Annotated in this window: 18 protein-coding genes and 1 riboswitch; of the genes, 12 read left to right on the forward strand and 6 right to left on the reverse strand. The window is 35.6% G+C overall.

Annotation, left to right across the window (positions count from 1 at the left end; all coding sequences use genetic code 11):
• Positions 1-24: 24 nt before the first annotated feature.
• On the forward strand, positions 25-1,068 hold the full coding sequence (locus tag NBX03_RS00070; protein WP_250228740.1) for a C39 family peptidase: 1,044 nt from the start codon (positions 25-27) through the stop codon (positions 1,066-1,068).
• A 274-nt stretch (positions 1,069-1,342) separates the two neighbouring features.
• Here NBX03_RS00070 and NBX03_RS00075 read toward each other — a convergent pair whose 3' ends face one another.
• A complete protein-coding gene (locus NBX03_RS00075) occupies positions 1,343-2,293 on the reverse strand; it encodes an alpha/beta fold hydrolase (protein WP_250228741.1) in 951 nt (316 codons plus the stop codon).
• 485 nt (positions 2,294-2,778) lie between these two features.
• On the opposite strand from NBX03_RS00075, the gene NBX03_RS00080 reads away from it, so the two are divergent.
• From NBX03_RS00080 to NBX03_RS00125, 10 genes are all read left to right on the forward strand, one after another.
• Positions 2,779-2,991, forward strand: coding sequence for a hypothetical protein (locus NBX03_RS00080; protein ID WP_250228742.1), 213 nt, complete (start codon positions 2,779-2,781; stop codon positions 2,989-2,991).
• A gap of 199 nt (positions 2,992-3,190) precedes the next feature.
• The gene (locus NBX03_RS00085) at positions 3,191-4,105 is read left to right on the forward strand and encodes a YegS/Rv2252/BmrU family lipid kinase (protein ID WP_250228743.1); all 915 of its coding nucleotides are present in this window, start codon (positions 3,191-3,193) and stop codon (positions 4,103-4,105) included.
• Positions 4,106-4,162: 57 nt separating this feature from the next.
• Positions 4,163-5,857 carry an arginine--tRNA ligase gene (argS, locus tag NBX03_RS00090; protein WP_250228744.1) on the forward strand — a complete coding sequence of 565 codons (1,695 nt, stop codon included), beginning with the start codon at positions 4,163-4,165 and terminating at the stop codon, positions 5,855-5,857.
• Positions 5,858-6,782: 925 nt separating this feature from the next.
• Positions 6,783-7,496, forward strand: coding sequence for a hypothetical protein (locus NBX03_RS00095; RefSeq protein WP_250228745.1), 714 nt, complete (start codon positions 6,783-6,785; stop codon positions 7,494-7,496).
• A gap of 348 nt (positions 7,497-7,844) precedes the next feature.
• Positions 7,845-8,612, forward strand: a complete 768-nt coding sequence (locus tag NBX03_RS00100; RefSeq protein ID WP_250228746.1) for a ParA family protein — start codon at positions 7,845-7,847, stop codon at positions 8,610-8,612.
• Positions 8,613-9,476 (forward strand): ParB/RepB/Spo0J family partition protein, encoded by an 864-nt coding sequence (locus tag NBX03_RS00105; RefSeq protein ID WP_250228747.1) that lies wholly within the window; start codon positions 8,613-8,615, stop codon positions 9,474-9,476.
• Positions 9,477-9,482: 6 nt separating this feature from the next.
• Complete coding sequence (locus NBX03_RS00110; RefSeq protein ID WP_250228748.1) at positions 9,483-10,031, forward strand: DUF4446 family protein; 549 nt, start codon at positions 9,483-9,485, stop codon at positions 10,029-10,031.
• 523 nt (positions 10,032-10,554) lie between these two features.
• Positions 10,555-10,851, forward strand: coding sequence for a hypothetical protein (locus tag NBX03_RS00115; RefSeq protein WP_250228749.1), 297 nt, complete (start codon positions 10,555-10,557; stop codon positions 10,849-10,851).
• A gap of 138 nt (positions 10,852-10,989) precedes the next feature.
• Positions 10,990-11,232 carry a hypothetical protein gene (locus NBX03_RS00120; protein WP_250228750.1) on the forward strand — a complete coding sequence of 81 codons (243 nt, stop codon included), beginning with the start codon at positions 10,990-10,992 and terminating at the stop codon, positions 11,230-11,232.
• A 124-nt stretch (positions 11,233-11,356) separates the two neighbouring features.
• Positions 11,357-11,701 carry a hypothetical protein gene (locus NBX03_RS00125; protein ID WP_250228751.1) on the forward strand — a complete coding sequence of 115 codons (345 nt, stop codon included), beginning with the start codon at positions 11,357-11,359 and terminating at the stop codon, positions 11,699-11,701.
• Between the two features lie 371 nt (positions 11,702-12,072).
• Here NBX03_RS00125 and NBX03_RS00130 read toward each other — a convergent pair whose 3' ends face one another.
• Entirely contained in the window at positions 12,073-12,717 is a 645-nt protein-coding gene (locus NBX03_RS00130) for an energy-coupled thiamine transporter ThiT (protein ID WP_250228752.1), read from the reverse strand.
• Between the two features lie 35 nt (positions 12,718-12,752).
• A riboswitch (TPP riboswitch) is annotated at positions 12,753-12,849 on the reverse strand.
• Positions 12,850-13,610: 761 nt separating this feature from the next.
• Here NBX03_RS00130 and NBX03_RS00135 point away from each other — a divergent pair.
• Positions 13,611-14,300: a TetR/AcrR family transcriptional regulator gene (locus NBX03_RS00135; protein ID WP_250228753.1), complete on the forward strand. Its 690-nt coding sequence runs from the start codon at positions 13,611-13,613 to the stop codon at positions 14,298-14,300.
• On the opposite strand, the gene ytvI is transcribed toward NBX03_RS00135, so the two are convergent.
• From ytvI to NBX03_RS00155, 4 genes are all read right to left on the reverse strand, one after another.
• Positions 14,290-15,369 (reverse strand): sporulation integral membrane protein YtvI, encoded by a 1,080-nt coding sequence (gene ytvI, locus NBX03_RS00140; protein ID WP_250228754.1) that lies wholly within the window; start codon positions 15,367-15,369, stop codon positions 14,290-14,292. The two genes, NBX03_RS00135 and ytvI, sit on opposite strands and share 11 nt — an antisense overlap.
• Before the next feature lie 1,154 nt (positions 15,370-16,523).
• Complete coding sequence (locus NBX03_RS00145; protein WP_250228755.1) at positions 16,524-17,045, reverse strand: GNAT family N-acetyltransferase; 522 nt, start codon at positions 17,043-17,045, stop codon at positions 16,524-16,526.
• Between the two features lie 443 nt (positions 17,046-17,488).
• The gene (locus NBX03_RS00150; protein ID WP_250228756.1) at positions 17,489-18,415 is read right to left on the reverse strand and encodes an ABC transporter permease; all 927 of its coding nucleotides are present in this window, start codon (positions 18,413-18,415) and stop codon (positions 17,489-17,491) included.
• Positions 18,405-19,535, reverse strand: coding sequence for an ABC transporter permease (locus NBX03_RS00155; RefSeq protein ID WP_323373245.1), 1,131 nt, complete (start codon positions 19,533-19,535; stop codon positions 18,405-18,407). Before NBX03_RS00155 ends, NBX03_RS00150 begins: the two co-directional genes overlap by 11 nt.
• Between the last annotated feature and the right edge of the window lie 2 nt (positions 19,536-19,537).

Consider the following 19,537-nt stretch of genomic DNA (forward strand, 5'->3'; position numbering starts at 1 on the left):
AATAAAAGAAATCCTGGAGAAAAAATGAAAAAATTCCTTGCGCTTTTGATACTTATTCTCTGTATAGCCTGCGGAGTATATCTATTCAGCCTCTATAATCTTTTAGATAGTTATTTTAACAAAGAAGATAATCCACACTTATCCTTGGAAATTGACGCGACCTTTGATAAAACAGAAAAAGGGGAAGGGCTTTATTCCGTATACATAAATGACAATTTAAGAGAAAGCTTTGATAATTTTTTTGACGCAGTGAAATATGCCGAGGAAAAGAAAAGGGCCATAATCAAAGAAAATAAGGAAGGCCATATTATATGGAGCAATTATCCTGACTTTTCCGTAATCATAGGTAATACAGAATCGGAGTTTGCTAATTTTTCCGCCGCCCTTCAGTTTGCTTCTTCAAATAAAGGCTCTATAATAATATATAAAAAGACAGATACCATTATCTGGGAAGACCAAGGGGAAAAGCCTGGGGGTGTTTTCATAGAAGCACCGATGATAAAGCAGCTTCCTGAGCTTGCAAGAGGCTGCGAAGTAACAAGCCTTGCAATGCTTTTAAATTATAACGGAATAACGGCAGATAAAATGGAGCTTGCAGAAAAAATCCATAAAAACCCCAATGAATACAGCATAAAAAACGGCATTAAATATTCCGGCAATCCCCATAGGGGCTTTGTTGGGGATATTTATAATTTCAGAAATCACGGCCTTGGGGTTTATAATGAGCCTATATTTGAGCTTCTTTCAGAGTATACGGATAAGGGCCTTAATTATACCGGGTGTGATTTTTCCGATTTATATTATTCTCTTAACAATTCCCAGCCTATATGGGTGATTATAAACACAAGCTACAGCTATCTTCCTGAATCCAGCTTTGAAACATGGCTTACGGAAGACGGAGAAATAAAAATAACCTATAAAGAGCATTCCGTTCTTGTGACGGGATATGATGAAAATTATATTTATTTTAACGACCCCTATGGCCTTAAAAAATCCGCACCTAAAAGAGATTTTATTGAAGCATGGGTGCAAATGGGAAGCCAAGCCATCGGTATGATTATAGAATGATTATAAAAAAAGCTTACAGTAATTTGGTTTTACTGTAAGCTTTTAATTTTAATAAGTATACCCGTCTCAATCCGAGTATAGTAAATCAAATTGATTCAGCAACAAAAACGCCATATTTTGAAGGGCTTAAATATGGTGTTTTTATATTAGCCTCTTTATGAAATTACTGCCTTAATCTTGTTTTGCTTTATTCACTTCGGAATAAATGCCTTGACTATAATATTTCTTATGCCCAATAATCTCTAAAAATCTAACAATATTCCTCTGAATAAAATTATTGATTTTCTATAAAGCTTCTGCATTCCTTAATAAATTCCATGGGACTTTCTCTTTGGGGAAGCATTCTTGTTCTTTCTATAATTGCTATTTTTATGGAAGGATTTTCTCTGATGGTGTCATATATATTATTTACAGGGTTGATTTCGTTTTCTTCCCCCCATATTATTTTTACGGGAATGTCTATATTTTTAAGCTTATGATATATATTCAGGTCAAAATGGCCGGAAAGCATATCACTTACGGGATATCTTCCTGCAGGGCCTTTGTTATGGGCAAAGAGATAATATTTATTAATCAGCCCGAAGCCTGCGTTTAAAGGATCATAAAAACAATGCCTTCTGATGAAATAGGACATAAAAGGCCTTGAGTACATTATATTATAGAGTGTTGTTCCGATATGGGGGATATTCATTAATTTTCCAAGGATAATGGTAGCCTTTTTGTATGGCTTGGCTGTTGCATTCATCCCTCCCGGGGATAAGAGAATAAGCTTCTTTATCCAATGGGGTTTTAAGCTGTTGGCAGCAACGGCAAACATACAGCTTTCAGAAGAAGCAACTATATTGGCTTTTTCTTTTATGACATTTTCCACAAAGTCGTTTATCATTTCAGCATATAAATAGGAGGAATAAGAAAGAGCCGGACAATCGCTGTTGCCATGGCCTAAAAGGTCAAGAGCATACACTCTGTAATGCTTTGACAAAGGCTCTATTATTTTCATCCATTCTTCAAGGCTTCCGCCGGGACCGGCAGAATGTATCAGAAGAATAGGCTCGCCCTTTCCCTTTTTGATATATCTTATTTTTCCGTATTTAAAGCTGTGGTAGTATTGCCTGTATTTAGATTCAACAGGGCCTTCAAAAGCCTTAAACAGTAAATAATTAACTGCTGCTGGGACGATAGCCCCGAGGGACAATCCTAAGACAATCTTATTTCTCTTTTTCATATATTCCCTCCTCGTATATTTAAAATCAACCTGTAGATATTTATAGGGTAGAAGCTTTATTATATTGAGTTTTAAGCTTTAAAGTTTCAAGTCAAAGGTTCAATATTTTCTGAAGGAATTATCAAGTTTAATCCCTTAGGTTTGGTATGCAGATGATTTAATTTTATTTCCTGAATGAAAAATACAAAGTCCTTAGTTTAAAATATGTTTTATAGAATTTTACTTTTAAGGCAATCATATGAAGCAAGCAATCCTTAAGCTTTATCTGTGCTTTTATAAGAAAGCCAAAGATTCTATCAATATATTTCCCCACAAAATGCTTTCATAAACAAAAACGGACCCCGTTTAACTTTGTTTATAGTATCTCTTTAATTATCATATAAATTCATTAAAAAATAAAGTCTTTTCTAAAATTATCATTTAATTCATATATTGTATAAATATCGGTTGATGAATCAATTATATATAGTTTAAGGATGTTTATTATGAATGAGTTTTTGCTCCTTTTAGGCAGAATATTTCTTATAGCCGTTTTACAAATTGTAATAGAGGCTTTTATAGATCCGGATAAAAGGCCCCATCATGCCATGATATTAAATGTTGCATGTATTATGGGCTGTCTTTATCTGCTGCTTGATTTTATTTTGAATAATGTTCTTACTAAACTTGCGAGTCTGATAAATATGCCGTTTTTTTAGTATAATTCTTGATTTTATAAAGGTTAAAATGTATTATATATATATTACTTATTAGACAATGTTTTAAAGTCGTTTATTGTGTATTCAGGCTGCTAAAATTATAGGTGTAAAAATTATTGATAAGAATGAAGCCTTTATTCTACTTTTTAAAAAGGACATGCCCTGGTAACTCTTTTAATTATTATAGGGGAGTTTTTATATGAAAAAACTTAAGTTAATATATAACCCCAATGCAGGGGATAAGAGTTTTAAAAACAAGCTTGACAGCTGCATCAGAGTGCTTCAAGAGGGCGGCTTTGACGTGAGTATTTTTCGAAGCGTCCAAAAAGGCAGTATTGAAGAGCATATTGCAGGTCTTCAAGATGAAAATATCGATACTATAGTAACCTGCGGCGGCGACGGTACGATTAATATGACCATCAATGCCATTATGGAAAATAAGCTTAATGTAAAGCTTGGCATCATACCCAGCGGTACGGCCAATGATTATGCTTCTTTTCTGGGTATGCCCAAAGAGCCCGAGGAAGCCTGTAAGATTATCGCCAAAGGAAATACCTTAAAAAGCGACATCGGCATCGTAAACGGAAAGTATTTCGTCAATGTATGCGGCGCTGGCCTTTTAACCAATATTTCCCAGAATATCGATGAGAATTTTAAAAATACCCTTGGCAAACTTGCTTATTATATTAAAGGCATAGAGCAGGTGCAAAACTTTGTTCCCATGCCTGTAAGAGTTACCAATTCCAAGGAAGTAATAGAAGAAAATGTTTATTTAATTTTAGTTCTTAACAGTGCAGGAGCGGGAAGCTTTGACAGGCTTGCGCCAAAGGCCTCTATTTATGATGGGGTTTTTGATTTTATCGCTTTTAAATCCGTTCCTATTAAGGACATCGCTCTTTTATTTTTAAAGATATTTAAAGGGGATTATCTTGATGACCCTAATATTATATACTTTCAGGATAATTATATAAAGATAGAATCTACTGCGGAAGAAACCAACGAGCTTTTTCTTGAAACCGATATAGACGGGGAAAGAGGCCCTGATATGCCTGTGGAAATCAGGAATATCCCTGCTGCAATAGAGGTTTATTACAATAAGGATAAGGATATATAAAATATACTTTATTTCATAAAATTTTGACATGATTATTTAAAATATTTGGAGGAAATTATGGATTTTAAACTTGAACTGGCAGATAAGCTTTCAAAAGCTCTTTCCATCAGCACAGAGGAAGCTTACGCAGGCATTGAAATACCCGCAAATTCGGAAATGGGCGATTATTCCTTCCCGTGCTTTAAACTTGCAAAAACTTTAAGGAAATCCCCTAATATTATTGCTAAGGAAGCCGCCGAATCTATCGCTTCTGAGGGCATTATCGAATCTGTGGAAAGCCTTTCTGCTTATATTAATTTTAAACTGAAAAAAACGGCTTACGTTCAAAATGTGATTGAAGAGGTGCTGGAAAAAGGCGCACTTTACGGAAGCTCTGATATGGGTAGCGGAAAAAATGTGGTGATGGATTATTCTTCCCCTAACGTTGCGAAGCCTTTCCATGTAGGCCATCTGCGTACAACGGTTATCGGTGCCGCTCTTTATAATATTTATAAATTTTTAGGATATAATGCTATTTCCGTAAACCATTTAGGAGACTGGGGAACTCAGTTCGGCAAAATGATTGTCGCCTATAAAAATTGGGGAAACAAGGATTTAGTTGAAGAAAGAGGCATTAAAGAGCTTGTAAGCCTTTATGTAAAATTCCATGACGAAGCCGACAAAAACCCCGTTCTTAACGATGAAGCAAGAAATTGGCTTCTGAAAATGCAGGAAGGGGACGGCGAGGCATTAAAGCTTTGGAAATGGATTGTAGAAATCAGCATGAAGGAATTTAATGCTGTTTATGACAGGCTTCATATTCAGTTTGACTATTTCACCGGTGAGAGCTTTTATAATGATAAAATGTGGCCTATCGTAGAGGAGCTTAAGGAAAAGAACCTTCTTGTTGAAAGCGATGGCGCTATGATTGTGGACTTATCCGAATATAATATGCCGCCTTGCCTGATTTTAAGAAGCGACGGCGGAACACTTTATCCTACAAGGGATATTGCCGCCGCAAAATACAGAAAGCAGCAATTTGATTTTTACAAATCCCTTTATATCACAGGCTCGGAGCAGAAGCTTCATTTTGCCCAGTGGTTTAAGGTGCTTGAGCTTATGGGCTATGAATGGGCAAAGGATATGGACCATATCCCTTATGGTCTTGTAAACCTTGAATCCGGAAAGCTTTCCACCAGAAGCGGCAATGTGATTTTTATGGAAGATATTTTAAACGAAGCTGTAAATAAAACGAAAGAAATCATTGAAGAAAAAAACCCCGGCCTTGCAAATAAGGAGGAGGTCGCGGAAAAGATTGGTATCGGCGCTATTATTTTTAATGATTTATATAATTCAAGGATTAAAGACGTTCTCTTCTCTTGGGACAGAATGCTTAACTTTGAAGGGGAAACTGCCCCTTATGTTCAGTACACCCATGCGAGGGCAGGAAGCATTTTGGAAAAAGCCGGTGATTTCGATTATTCAGACGCCGATTATTCTGTTCTTACAGATGATGCGTCTTATGAGGTTGCGAAGCTTTTATACAGTTATCCCGATAAAATAAAGGAAGCGGCTGAAAGATATGAGCCTTATTTAATTACAAGGCATCTTGTGGATATCGCGCAGGCCTTTAATAAGTTCTATCAGGATAATTCAATTTTAAATTCTCCTGATGCAGAAAAGAAGGCACGCTTAAAGCTTACCAGTGCCGTAAAGCAGATTATTAAGTCAGGGCTTGCCCTTATTAATGTTTCGGCCCCCGAAAAGATGTAATATAACTATAGTAAACTTCTTATGAAGCAGTAATGAACTAATTTATTATAGACTCAAAAATATCAATTTCCTTCGGAAACAGTATATTTTTTAGTCTATGGAGTTATCCGGTTTGGGCTGCTTTTAATGTTAAATTTACTATAAAACCAAATGAAGTAAAGTTTTAGCTATGAATTCACTCTCTTCGTGAAATTATTTATATAAATCAAGAATATAAAATTGTACTTTAAACGGCAGGAACTGTTCTTGCCGTTTTTTATGAGTTGCTATAATTAAAGAAATTTGAAAGATTATAGAAGTGCAAGCTTGCAAATAGTTTTTTCAGGGGAGCACTCTTCTTATATAGTGAAATAGTTCTTTGAGGAAGTAATAGAAATCTATTTTTCATAAATGGTTTAATATAACAGGAGCACTTACATAAGCTATTCTACGGTTTTTGTTACTGTAATAAACTTAAAGGGTTTTACTTACAGCTAAGAAAGATAAAAAGTTGTTTATTAATTTATATTATTAGAGTTGGGCTTCTTTTTTATTTTATTGAGGTTCAGCAAATGGTAGATTATTTTCAAAAGAAAACTTATTATTTTCTTAACAGCATATTTCCATGAATATAAAGAGAAAAATTAAGTAAATTATTAAGTTTTATTACAATTGTAAATTTCTCTGTTTTAAATGAAACCTTATAAATTATTTACCGTATTTATTGATATGAACGGTGAAATAGTAAATGAATTTAAGAATATAGGTTTATTTGCTATATGCCATAAGGATTATTAAACCTTAATAAAATATTTTACAAAATGCTTGATTTTACAGATTTATAAGGAATTTGGATATGCATTAAAGGCTTGTAAATTTTCCTTATATTAATCTGCAAAAGGGCAAAGAAATTTTAGCGAAATCATGGTTAAAGGAGATGTATATTGTGAACTGCTATACGCATAGCCAGAAAGAAGCTGTTACAAGATGCAGCGAATGCGGCAATTATATATGTGAAGAATGTGCCGTAGATGTTAATGGAAGATATATGTGCAAAAAGTGCGTGGAAAAGGTTGCTTCCGGAAGAGGCGGCGGCCACGGCGAAAGAAATCATTATAGAAGAAGCAGGCCGCCTATGGCGCCGGGGATGCCGGAACCTATAAAAGACATTAATGCTTTTTTCCTGTTCTGCCTTTCTGCTATACCGGGGCTCAACTATATGTATATGGGACTGATGAAAAGAGGGCTTTTCTTTATGTCAAGCTTCTTCCTCCTTATATTTTTAACTGCCTTTTTAAGTGCTCCTTCCATATTGTTCATTGTTTTTATATTAATGTGCTATTCTTTCTTTGACGGATTTAATTACAGAAGGCATATTCTTCTTGGCGAATATGTAAAAGATGACGTGAATGATATTGCCCCATTTTTCATTAAGTATAAAGGCATTATAATTATGGGTGTTGTTCTTGTTGCAGCATTAAGCGCTTTTAAGAAATTAGGCTATTATTTTGAAAGAGTATTCTATAATCTTTTAGGGGATACAGGTTATTGGTTCTTATATGACTTTTTCAATACCTTAATCGGCGGATTTATTATTATTGCAGGTATATTCATTATATATAGGGCTTTCATAAATAAAAACAGCGATTCCCAGAAATAATATTTTTATTTGATAGATTTAAAGTCATATGCTATAATATAACATTATTTTGGATTATTTTGTAATATTATCAAGAGCAGAGGAATTAAATGCAGTATTGAACTCTACGTTTACGCACAAATTTGTGCATGATCGTAGAGTTTTTTATTATGTTGCGTCGAGTTCAACTCTGCGACATATTAAGATATAGTAAAAATTTAAGTATTTGACATTAAAGTATAGGAGTATGGACAGGAATTATGTTATAATCAAGAAAGCAATCCAAAAAGGATTTGACATCATGAAAAATGGCGAGGGAATATGGAAAAAACGTTCAACAAGCAGAAAAGGCCTAGGAGTGGAGATAAATTGAGCAGAGTAATTGCTGTTGCAAATCAAAAGGGAGGCGTGGGTAAGACCACAACCACAATCAATTTAAGCGCTAGCCTAGCTGAAATGGGTAAAAAGGTGCTTGTAATTGACAGCGACCCCCAGGGGAATACAACAAGCGGCTTTGGCATAGAGAAGGACAATTTAACGGAAACCCTTTACAATATTTTGCTTGGCGAGAGCTATTTGGAAAAGGTTATGGTGACTACCCCCGTTGAAAATCTGTCTTTGATTCCTGCCAATATGAACTTGGCAGGCTCTGAAATAGAGCTTATATCCTATGAAAACAGAGAATATATCTTGAAAAATGTGTTAGACAACACAAGGTATTTATATGATTTTGTATTAATAGACTGTCCGCCTTCTCTCAATCTGCTGACAATAAATGCCCTTACGGCAGCAGACTCTATTTTGGTTCCTATCCAATGTGAGTATTTTGCCTTAGAAGGGCTTACCCAGCTTCTTCATACAATAAAGCTTGTTCAAAAACAGCTGAATCCTTTATTGAAAATTGAAGGGGTCGTATTTACCATGTATGACGCAAGAACGAATCTTTCCATGCAGGTGGTAGAGGAGGTAAAGAAATTTCTTGATAAAGATGTTTACAGAAGCATCATACCGAGAAATGTCCGTTTAAGCGAAGCCCCAAGCTATGGCCTGCCCATAAGCATGTACGATAAGAAGTCCAAAGGGGCGGAAGCTTATGAATTATTGGCAGAAGAGGTTATTGAAAGGGGGAACTATTAATTGGCAGTACAAAAGAGAGGTTTAGGCAAAGGCCTTGGTGCCTTAATATCGACGGAAGAAAAAGCTGAAGATAAAGGCAGCGTTATAGAAATTGATATTAATAAAATAGAGCCCAATAAAGATCAGCCCAGGAAAAACTTCAATCAGGACAGTTTGAATGAGCTTGCGGAATCCATAAAGGAATTCGGTGTTATACAGCCTCTTATTTTGAATGAAAAGGACGGCTATTATACCATCGTCGCCGGAGAAAGAAGATGGCGGGCGGCAAGAATAGCAAAATTAAACACTGTTCCGGCAATTATAAGAAATTATGGGGATTTGGAAACTTTACAAATAGCTCTCATAGAAAATATTCAAAGAGAGGACTTAAACCCCATAGAGGAAGCCCTTTGCTATCAAAAGCTGATAGACATATTTTTCTTTAAAAAAGAAGATATAGCCGCAAAAGTAGGCAAAAGCAGGAACACCATAGGCAGCATGATTTCTTTATTGAGTCTTGATCCCAGAGTGCAGAATTTTATTACAGAGGGAAGACTTCTCATAGGGCACGGCAGAAGGCTTCTGGATATCAGCGATAATAGCCTGCAATTTGAAGCGGCTGAAAGAATCATGGAAAATGAATTAAGTGTAAAAGAAGCAGGCCTTTTAATAGACAGGCTCTTGAAGGAAGGCACTGAAAAGAAAAAAATCGTAGAAAAGTCTTCGCCTCTATATGCAAGGCTTGAAGACGACCTTAAAAATATATTCGGTACCAAAGTAAATATAAAAGACGGAAAGAATAAAGGTAAAATTGAAATCGAATACTATTCAGAAGATGAGCTTGACAGGCTTATGGGCATATTTAAATCTTTTAGCAGGGAGTAATTGCAGGTGAACGGTTTTATTACTTTAGAAAACGACGTATTTATTTATGTATTATTAGGATTATTGGCTATCAGTATTATTGCTATTATTATACTTTTGGTTTTGTTCTATAAATTGAATAAAAGAATAAATAAGTTTATGGGGACAAAAAGCTCCAGGCATAGTATAGAAGAAATTCTTACAGATTATTATGCCTATGTGGAAGCCGTAGACAATAAATATGAAAAAGCTGTAAGTGACATAGAAGAACTTTTTGAAAGGCTGAAGCCCTGTATTCAAAAGGTGGGAATCGTAAGATACAATCCCTTTGAAAACATGGGAGGGGATTTATCCTATGCCCTTGCTTTACTTGATGCAAATGATGATGGTATTATAATAAACACTATTTTCTCAAGAGACGGCTCTCATACATACTGCAAGCCTGTTGAAAATGGAAAGTCCACCTATGGCTTATCTTATGAAGATGAGACTGCCCTTAAAAAAGCCATGGGTCTTGTCCAAAACAAGCCGAGAGGAACCGAAGCATTGAAGATGGCTGCAAAAGCGGGAGAATAAGGGTCTTAAAAACCATAATAGTCCTCTCTATGGAAAAATCTGCCCACTTATAATACATAAAATAATATAAAATAACTTTTTAATAAGAGCTAAAATTTTGAAGCGAAAGTTCTCAATAAGGAATTTTCCGAAAGATTTTAGCTTATTTTATATGATATAGTTAATTTGTCTTTATTCCGAAGTGAATATTGGGCTTGAAATGATATACCGCTTGTTAAAATTTAAAACTGCTTTTCCCTTTTTAATTTTAAATAGGGTTGTTCTTAAGTCTTATAAATAAACTTGGTCTTTTCTAAGTTTATTTATTATATCCGATAAGAAAAAACAATAAAATCTTTGCTCCGGGAAATGCCGTTAGATTTAAAATGTCGTTAAACAATAATTCAATCCAATCACAGGATTTTCTCTGTTTCATTTGACAATGTACTATTTCATATCGAATCAAGTAAGGATAATAAAAGGATTATTTATTCGGCTGGTATAAATAAAATGAATTAAATATGCTTTTTTTAGGGAGGTCATCATGAATAAAAAAATATCTAAAAAAGCCATAAATAAGATTCTATTTCTTATTATATTATCCATTGTATTAATTTTTGTGGTAGGGCCTATGGCGGATTACTTTTGGGGACCGGTTTCAAAATATATTTATATTCTATCCTTGGCAATCCTCATTTGGGCGGCTGTTTTAGCCCAGCGTAAAGCAAGATGCCCTTACTGCGGAGGACCTGTAAAATTAGACGATATATTTCAGTCAAAGAAAAAGGCAAGATATTGCCAAAACTGCGGAAAGCCCATTGAAATTGATGAAAAGAATTAAAGATATAGTAAGATATTCCAAGGGAGTATACAAAACTTATCTTTTATAAAGGTCTTATATTTAGCTATTAAAATATACGGTTTTGCTGCTGTGATGAAATTTGCTTACTATGGTTGATTTATTGGGGTGGTTTTATTTATGGCTGAAAAAGAGAAAGTTTCAGGCAAAGCGTTAAAAAGAATCCTTTTTCTTATAATATTAGCCTACGCCATTTTATTTATTGGATCAATGATAAGTTTTTATCTCCATTTTTTATCTCTTCTTCTCATTGCCATTGATATTGTTTTGATGTTTGATATTTCAAGATGTTCAAACTGCGGAAGGTTTATACATTTAAATATGATTTTCAAAGCAAGAAAAGGACATTGTGTGTTGCAATAAGTGCGGCGAAATTATTGAGATAGATGAAAAAAATTAAAAGCTAATGGTATTTTATAAAATACCATTAGCTTTTAGGGCATACAAGCAAAAAGCTTTAGTGCAAGGAGGGAATTTTCTGAAATTAGTGTTTTTAATCGGGGACGGCGCAGTAGGAAAAATGACAGTGGGACAGGAACTTATGCAAATTACAGATTTGCGTTTGTTTCATAATCATATGACTATTGAACCGATTATTGAAATATTCGGCTATTTTCACGGGGAAGTAATAACTAAAATGAGAGAGGTTATTTTTGAAGAATTTGCCGCATCAAATAATTATGGATTAATATTTACATATTTATGGGCCTTTGACCAGAAGTCGGATTGGGATTATATTGAACATGTAACCAACATATTTAGAAAAAACAATGCTGATGTTTATTATGTGGAGTTAATTGCATCCCAAGAAATATTACTGAAAACCGCCTAAAGCATAAGGCTTCAAAGCGGGATATTGAATTTTCTAATAAAAGGCTGATAAGCGATAATAAGAATTACCGCTGCGTAAGTAACGATGGTGAGATAAAGTTTGATAATTATATTAAAATTGATAATTCTAATCTTTCGGCAGAAGCTGCTGCAAAAAGGATAAAAGAACAATTTAATTTATAATAAGCAAAATAAAAAGGCATGCACAATGCCTTTTTATTTTGTGCTATTTTGTAATTTTATAGTAAATTTTATCATGAGAAGTAACAAAGCCTATCATACTGGTTCAAAAATGTATTTTTCTGAAGGAAACACGTATTCTTGAGCCTGCATAAGAATGTAGGGTTTTATTCCTGTTTAAATTTGCTATAATTACTCCTTTACAGCCATATTTTTAATGTTTTCAATGGCTGCATTAAAAGCAGGAATCCTTAAAATAATCAAGGTTATGATTATTTCAGGGATTATGTAGCTTAAATTATATCCCGCGGAATATAAAACTACAGGCATGTCTCCGGCGTATTCGGCAAAAAAGATGATGCCTGAAAGAGTGGAGAAAAGGCATCTTGCAAGGCAGCCGAGGATATAGCCCTTATAAAGGCCGTATTTGGAGTTAATAAATAATCCGCTTAATCCCAAGGCACCGAAGGCAAAAATATAGTCCATTAAAAGCTGAACAGGGTGAATGACATAAGGCTCTATAATAAGCTGAAGCATACCATAGGTAGCCGCTGCGATAAGCCCCGGCCATAAGCCGAACCAATAGCCTATAATAGAAACAAAAAGCATACTGCATGCCGTTACAGTGCCGCCCTGGGGCATATCAAAAAGCTTAATATTTGATAAAACCATGGCAAGAGCGATGGAAATAGCCGAATATGTAAGGGCCTTTACGGAAAGCCTGCTTTTTCTTTTAAGGAAAAGAGCAAAGGCGACAATAAGAAGAACCACAACCCCAACACTAAAAGCCATGCCGGCAGCAGATTCAAAAAATGTGGTAATAGATAAAAAAAGCATAAAAAAACCTCCTATAATTTAACCGCATAGGAAGTAAAGGGAATTGTACGCTTTCCTTCGCTGGCATTATCCAGAGCAGGTACAAAGGGTAAAATCTCAGTTTAGCAAAACTAAACACCCCTAGCGGTAATATGAGATTATCATAGTATAAAAAAGCCATGGTGTCAATAGAAAAAGGTATATTTTGTATTGCATAGATGAAAAAATATCTTGTTTTGCAGTACAATGTCTTTATGTATTAAAAGGTCTCTGCGCTATTTGTAAAGGCTCATTCAATCCGGCCGAGGATTGGATAATAATCTGAAGAAACTTAATATTATATCTTATGAAATAAAAGTGAAAATTTATTATATTTGAATTCAAATGAAATGTAGCATAGCCCTAATTGCTTTTCTCTTATTTTATACCTTCTTCGAGCCCAAATACTTACTACAGAATAAAAGCAGTTTGACTATGTAGGGGACAATCATGATTTTTAAACTTTTTTATTTTAAACTAAACACAGAGTCGTACAGTTTATACATATATCTTTTTAAAAATAAAAACTTCAGATCTTTCCCATAGAAAGAATCTTTTACTTCAAAAGATTTCGTTAAAAAGTTAACAATAAAAAATTTCCGTAGTCTTCAGCCATCAACAATTAAATCAATAAGTTTTGATTAAAAAAATTCTTTTATATCTTTTTTAATCAAATAAAGTATTTACTATAATTAAGATGACTTATAATAAATATTTATATGATTAGGAATAAAATAGGCTTGATTATAGAAAAAAGGAGAAAAATTGATTAAATATTTTTGAAAATAATATACTAATCTGAGAGAAAGTCTGCTATAATTTAGATTATAAATAATTGATGATTAAAATATAAGCATATGGATAAGGAGAAAATAATGGATAAGGATTCGGGCTATTCAAACAAAAATATTAGGCGTAAGCGCACAATGAGGTATTTTATAGAAGCAGCATCAGATATTCTTAACAATGAGGGCTATGAAAAGCTTACTACGAGAAATGTAGCGGGGAAAGCCGGCTACAACAGCGCCACCATTTATAATTATTTCGGGAATTTCGAAAGACTGATTGCCTTTGCCGCAATCAAGGGCCTTAAAGATTATGCCGTAGACCTTCAGGCCCAGATAGACGAAAATATGTCCCATATAGAAAAGTTCATTAAAATATGGGCATGTTATTTTAAGCACTCACAGAAAAGCCCTGTGATATTTTCTATTTTATTTACGCAATACGGGAACAACCCACTTGCTTTCCTTCAGGAATATTATGAAATATTCCCCGAAGAGCGCCAGGAGCTTCCAAAAGATGTGAATGATATTTTCTTTGAAAAAGACTTTGACATCAGAAACAAGCTTCTGCTTCATAAATGCGCAGAAGAAGGGCTTATTTCCGAAGAAGGCATAGATGATATTGTTATTATGAGCCAGTTTATATTTGAAGGGGTATTGAATAATTCTAAAAAGAACCCTGAATTATATAATTTAGACCTTTTTATAAAATACCTGAAGCATATTTTTATGTCTTTTAATCCCCAGCTTAAGGGCGTACTGGACTCTATTAACGTCTAAAGAACTTTGGATTTCTTACGACCGGTGTTGTTGCTATGGTTTTTATGATAACGGCGATAAAGGGACCGATGAATATGCCGAATACGCCGAAGACCCGAAGACCCACATAAATTGACATGAGGGTAATCAGGGGGTGTATTCCGATTTGGGTGCCGAGAACTTTAGGCTCCAAGGCCTGCCTTGTGAATAATACGCAAAGATAAGTGATGCCAAGGCCTATAGCCATGGAATAATCCCCTGTAATAAGAGAAAAGCCAATCCACGGCCAATAGAAAAAGCCGCTTCCGAATATGGGAAGAGCATCTACAAAAGCAATTAAAATACTTAAGAAAAGGGCATATTCGACCTTTAAGATGAAAAGGCCTGTCATACAGATTACAGCTATTATGCTCATCATAATAAGCTGGGCCTTGATATACCCCAGGACGGCGTCAATGATGCCGTCCTTCATTAATTTAAAATAACCTTTTAAGGATTCGGGAATAATACCTTTAATTGATTTAAGGATAAGCTCCCTGTCTTTAATGAAGAAGAAGCAGGATAAAAGGCTTAAGAAGAATCCGAAAATAAAATTAGGGATCTTTGAAACAATTGCCGTAGAGCCGGTTTTAAGGCCCGAACCTAAAGTAGACGTTAAAGAGGAAACCAGATTATCGGCGATATCGGAAATATAATTTTCAAATCCTTCGGGAACCAAGGTATATAAATCGCTGAACCTTTCATTAAATTCACCTATGGTTTTATCGACGTATTTAATCGTATCAGGAAGGGATTCAAAAAACAGCCTGCCTTCATGGATAATCCTTGAAAAAAGAAGATTTGATAAAAGGCCGATAACGCAAACTAAAATAATGATGGAGATAAGGGCCGAAAAGCCTCTGCCCAAATGGAGATACTTTGCAATAGCTTTTGAGAGAGGAAACAGCAAAAGAGAAAGCAGAAGCCCGATTACAAAGGGCGCTACATAGCTGAAAATAGTATTAAAAAATAAATATAAAGCGGCAATGAATAGGATTATGAATAATATTTTATCTATTTTGCCTTTATGCATCATGTAAAATTCTCTCATAGCCATTTCTCCCTAAACAAATTTATATCTGCATATTCATATATTTTACTTGTTGAAGTTGATTCATAAATTAAAATATGGTATCTCGGATTCACGCTATAAAATGATTAGCGGGTAAAAATGTAAAAGCATATAGGTTAAATTCAAAGGAAACAGTAAGATTTTTGCCCTTGTAAAGGGCGGTAGACTGCTTCATGGATTTGCCATACGTATTTATATTGCTTTAATTATAATAAGCAGTTTAAAAGCTATATTTTTATTTCGGCAATCAGAACTAAGGAGTAAACCAGTTTTTATTGATTTTTAAATACGGCTGAACTTAATGATGCTGTAAATTTCTTTCACCATAGGGGAAGATAAGCTAAGGGCCTGTATGACCTGTGAGAGCAAACCTATGAAAGCTTTTACTCTGCTGCCCAAATATTTTTCTATGGCGTGGGGGTATTTTTATATAGCAAAACAATTTCATTACAGTAAGAAAAACCGTATTTTTTAAGCGGCTTAATATAAGCGCTTCTATATAGTATAGTAAATTTCAAATTAAACAGTAATAAAAATCGTATATTTTGAATGGCTTAAATATAGGGATTTTATATGTTTAAGCCGTTTATGAAAAACAGATTTTTATTACATCCTTCAGTGAAATTTACTATAAATTTAAAGTTAAACAGCAGCCAAGCCGAATACCGCTTAAATTTATATGAAATAGCAGCATTGTCAATTTGCTTTTCTATTATTTTATACTCCTAAAACCAAATGCTGATAAAGGTATAAAAGCAAATTGACTATACCCAGGCTTAAAGTGTTTTAGAAGAAATAGAATAAATGGCCTTTTATGAAACTGCCGTTATTTGATTTTATATATTGGAAGTCCTATAATATTGGGGTATAAAGGTAATTTCACTGTGCTTCCAAAGAGAATCCTTGTTTTTATACAAGGCGAACATGGAAAAGGATACGAGCGTAAGCCTGTAAATCTTTTTCATGTGAGGATTTTCTTATGGTTATCAAACTTATTTTTTTGTTTGATAACGATGAATCCGTAGTGAATCGATTTTTATTACTACCTTAAAACTATTTTACTTTACAATAAATGATACATTCTCAAAACAAAGCCCTGCAGGTCCCTCTAAAAAGTTTAGGATTTCAGCTTTCTATAAGTTTATCCAGTATATTTGAATAATGCCGTATTCTTCGTCGGGACCTTCATAGGTAAGCAGTCCGCCGTTTTTCATAATCACCTTGGCAGAAGCCATATTTGTTTTATTGCAGGAAATCATTACCTTATCTAAGCCAATTTCCCGTGCCTTTTCGAGTATTAATTGGAGCTGTTTATTCCCGTAGCCCTTTTTTCTCTCAGAAGGCCGTATGCCGTAGCCGATATGTCCGCCATGCTTTTCAAGGTCAGCATCAAGCTCATGGCGAAGCTGAATGGTTCCTATAATCTTTCCGTCGGATTTTCTTACGGTAAAATAAGTTGAGGCGGCTACACCGGAAGGGGTTCCCCCTTTATACCTTGCGAGAATGATATTAAGCCACTCATCATAGCTTTCATAGCGTAAGAGACCGCTTGTGCCGTTAATATGGTCTTCTCCGTTTTCCAGATACTCTTTTTTAAGCTCTGTGGCCGCTTTTTCAAACTCTTTTGCAGGTTCTTTTAAAACAAGCTCGTCCATTGATTGCCTCCTTATAATATATGCATAAATCCAATTAAAATAAGCTTATTTAAACGATTTTATTTAAGGAAAACTAGAAAAGGAAATAAGTCATAGAGTAGTTTAGTTTTATTGCTACGTAGCCATGGAGGAAAGGAAGGCCTTATCCCTAAGAAATTTTAAAAAAGTATCTTAAAGATAAGAGGATATTCGTTTAAAAAAGCTTTATTGCTTATGCTTGTATCATTTTCCAAGTCCCTTAGTATCAATAAAGTAAAGGTAAATTGGCAATGCTGTTATTTCATCATAATTCACCTATAATCCTATTTCTCTATATTACTATAATAAACGAATTTCAATAAAATTAGTATCCATTATTTCTTAATTTCTGTTTAAGAAGTTAAAAAAGATACAAGCTTTTGCTTGTATCTTTTTAGGTTTACTAAGTATAAAATTATATCTGTTTATCTTTTTCCCTTTTCGTAAGGCTGACCGGAGGCTCTTGGGGCTACGGCCTTTCCAACGAAGAGAATCAATACGGCTATGGTAAGCACATAAGGAAGCATGCTGATAATTTGGCCGGGGATGGGTATGTTCGTTGCGCCTATGAGAACCACAAGGGCCTGGGCGAAGCCAAAGAGGATACATGCGCCGAAGGCACCGTGAGGGGTCCACTTACCGAAAATAACCGCCGCAATGGCGATAAAGCCTTTGCCTGCTATGATAGAGGGGCGGAAGTTTGACACGATGGCGAGAGAGCATGCGGCACCGCCGAGGCCTGCAAAGAAGCCCGATGCGATTACGGCAAGATAGCGTACTCTGCTTACGTTAACCCCCAAGGTGTCGGCCGCGGCAGGGTGTTCTCCCACGGCAGTTACCCGAAGGCCCCATTTTGTTTTATAAAAGAAAATATACATTAAAATAACGAATATAAATGCAATGACGCTGGTGCTGTCTATATTCAGCAAAGAAAGCGTGGGATAATCATTAATATTATCGATGAAGCTGAATATTTTCGGAAGGCTTGGCACCGCAGGGGTCATGGTTGCTCCGTCAAAAATAATGCGGCAGAAGAAAAGGGCAAGGCCCGGGCCTAAAAAGTTCAGGGCGATTCCTGTAATGCTTTGGTTTGATTTAAAGCTTACAGAGGCCGCCGCAAGAATGATGCTTAAAATTGCGCCGAATATTCCCCCGGCAATAAAGCCGATCCATGGGTTGCCGGTATAATAAGCAGCCGTCGCCGCGGCAAAGGCTCCTATGGTCATAATACCCTCTATGGCAAGGTTTATAACACCGCTTCTTTCGGAGATAACACTGCCTAAGGCGCCGAAAATAAGGGGGGCGGAATACATCAGCGTTATATTAATGGCAAGAAGAATATTAGTCTTCATTGAACTTCCCCCTTTTCTTGGTCCAGTCTGAAATCATTTTAAATATAGTGTTCATGCTGATGAAAAGAACGATTACACCGATCATGATGTTGATAATTTCACTTGGGGCCCCAAGCTCTGTTTGAATAGAGCCGCCGCCGTATTTCAAACCGCCGAATAAAAGACCGGAGAAGATACAGCCTATGGGGTTTAAATTTGCAAGGAGGGCAACGCTTAAGCCGTTAAAACCGTAGTTTTCGCTCATGGCAAGAACGATAACCCTATGGGGCATCATGCCCATAATATAAACGGCCCCTGCAAGGCCTGCAATGGCCCCTGATATAAACATGGAAAGGGTAATATTCTTTCTTACGTTAATGCCGGCAAATTCCGCCGCGTCTTTATTTGAGCCTACGGCCTTAAGGGAATATCCCAAGGTGGTTTTTTCAAGGATAAACCATACGGCAACAGCGCAGATGATGGCGATGATAATGCCGTAATTGATGTCCGTTCTTATAATAATATCCGCCCAGAAGGGATTCTCACGAATTTTTTCGATGCCTTCCGGGGTGGATTTCAGGTTATTTAAAACATTGATGTAAGCCGTCTGCTGTATTTCATAGGAAGCTTCTGCCCCTGGCTTTTTAACTCCGGGAAGGGTTATATAAAAATTATTGAAATAAATTGCAATCCAGTTAAGCATAATGGAGGTTAAAACCTCGTTGATGCCGTATTTGGCCTTTAAATGGCCTACAAACCCGCCGTAAATACCGGCGGCGGCCATGGCGGCTAAAATTACCGCGATAGGGTGGATAATAGGGGGAAGCTTTACAAAATAGCCTACGCAAGCGGCGGCTACGGCTCCCACCATGAACTGTCCGTCGGCCCCGATGTTAAAAAGGCCTGTTTTATAGGCAAAGGTTACGGAAATGCCTGTAATAATAATAGGGGTTGCGGCTATAATTGTCTGAACCATATATCTGGGCCTTCCGAAAATACCTTTAAATAATACGGCATAAGCCTCAATCGGGTTATATCCTGCAAGGGCAAGAACCAATGCCCCAAAAGAAAAGCCTAAGAATATGGAAAGAAAAATCGCCGTTCCTGTTTTGTTAAGGAGCTTTCTTATGGTATCCATCATTT

It is taken from the genome of Anaeropeptidivorans aminofermentans, assembly GCF_940670685.1.
GTDB lineage: Bacteria > Bacillota > Clostridia > Lachnospirales > UBA5962 > Anaeropeptidivorans > Anaeropeptidivorans aminofermentans.

Excerpts from the sequence above, each read along its gene's own strand:
- NBX03_RS00070 (WP_250228740.1), top strand. The coding sequence starts at position 25 with ATGAAAAAATTCCTTGCGCTTTTGATACTTATTCTCTGTATAGCCTGC.
- NBX03_RS00075 (WP_250228741.1), bottom strand. The coding sequence starts at position 2,293 with ATGAAAAAGAGAAATAAGATTGTCTTAGGATTGTCCCTCGGGGCTATC.
- NBX03_RS00080 (WP_250228742.1), top strand. The coding sequence starts at position 2,779 with ATGAATGAGTTTTTGCTCCTTTTAGGCAGAATATTTCTTATAGCCGTT.
- NBX03_RS00085 (WP_250228743.1), top strand. The coding sequence starts at position 3,191 with ATGAAAAAACTTAAGTTAATATATAACCCCAATGCAGGGGATAAGAGT.
- argS (WP_250228744.1), top strand. The coding sequence starts at position 4,163 with ATGGATTTTAAACTTGAACTGGCAGATAAGCTTTCAAAAGCTCTTTCC.
- NBX03_RS00115 (WP_250228749.1), top strand. The coding sequence starts at position 10,555 with ATGAATAAAAAAATATCTAAAAAAGCCATAAATAAGATTCTATTTCTT.
- NBX03_RS00120 (WP_250228750.1), top strand. The coding sequence starts at position 10,990 with ATGGCTGAAAAAGAGAAAGTTTCAGGCAAAGCGTTAAAAAGAATCCTT.
- NBX03_RS00130 (WP_250228752.1), bottom strand. The coding sequence starts at position 12,717 with ATGCTTTTTTTATCTATTACCACATTTTTTGAATCTGCTGCCGGCATG.
- NBX03_RS00135 (WP_250228753.1), top strand. The coding sequence starts at position 13,611 with ATGGATAAGGATTCGGGCTATTCAAACAAAAATATTAGGCGTAAGCGC.
- ytvI (WP_250228754.1), bottom strand. The coding sequence starts at position 15,369 with ATGAGAGAATTTTACATGATGCATAAAGGCAAAATAGATAAAATATTA.
- NBX03_RS00145 (WP_250228755.1), bottom strand. The coding sequence starts at position 17,045 with ATGGACGAGCTTGTTTTAAAAGAACCTGCAAAAGAGTTTGAAAAAGCG.
- NBX03_RS00150 (WP_250228756.1), bottom strand. The coding sequence starts at position 18,415 with ATGAAGACTAATATTCTTCTTGCCATTAATATAACGCTGATGTATTCC.
- NBX03_RS00155 (WP_323373245.1), bottom strand. The coding sequence starts at position 19,535 with ATGATGGATACCATAAGAAAGCTCCTTAACAAAACAGGAACGGCGATT.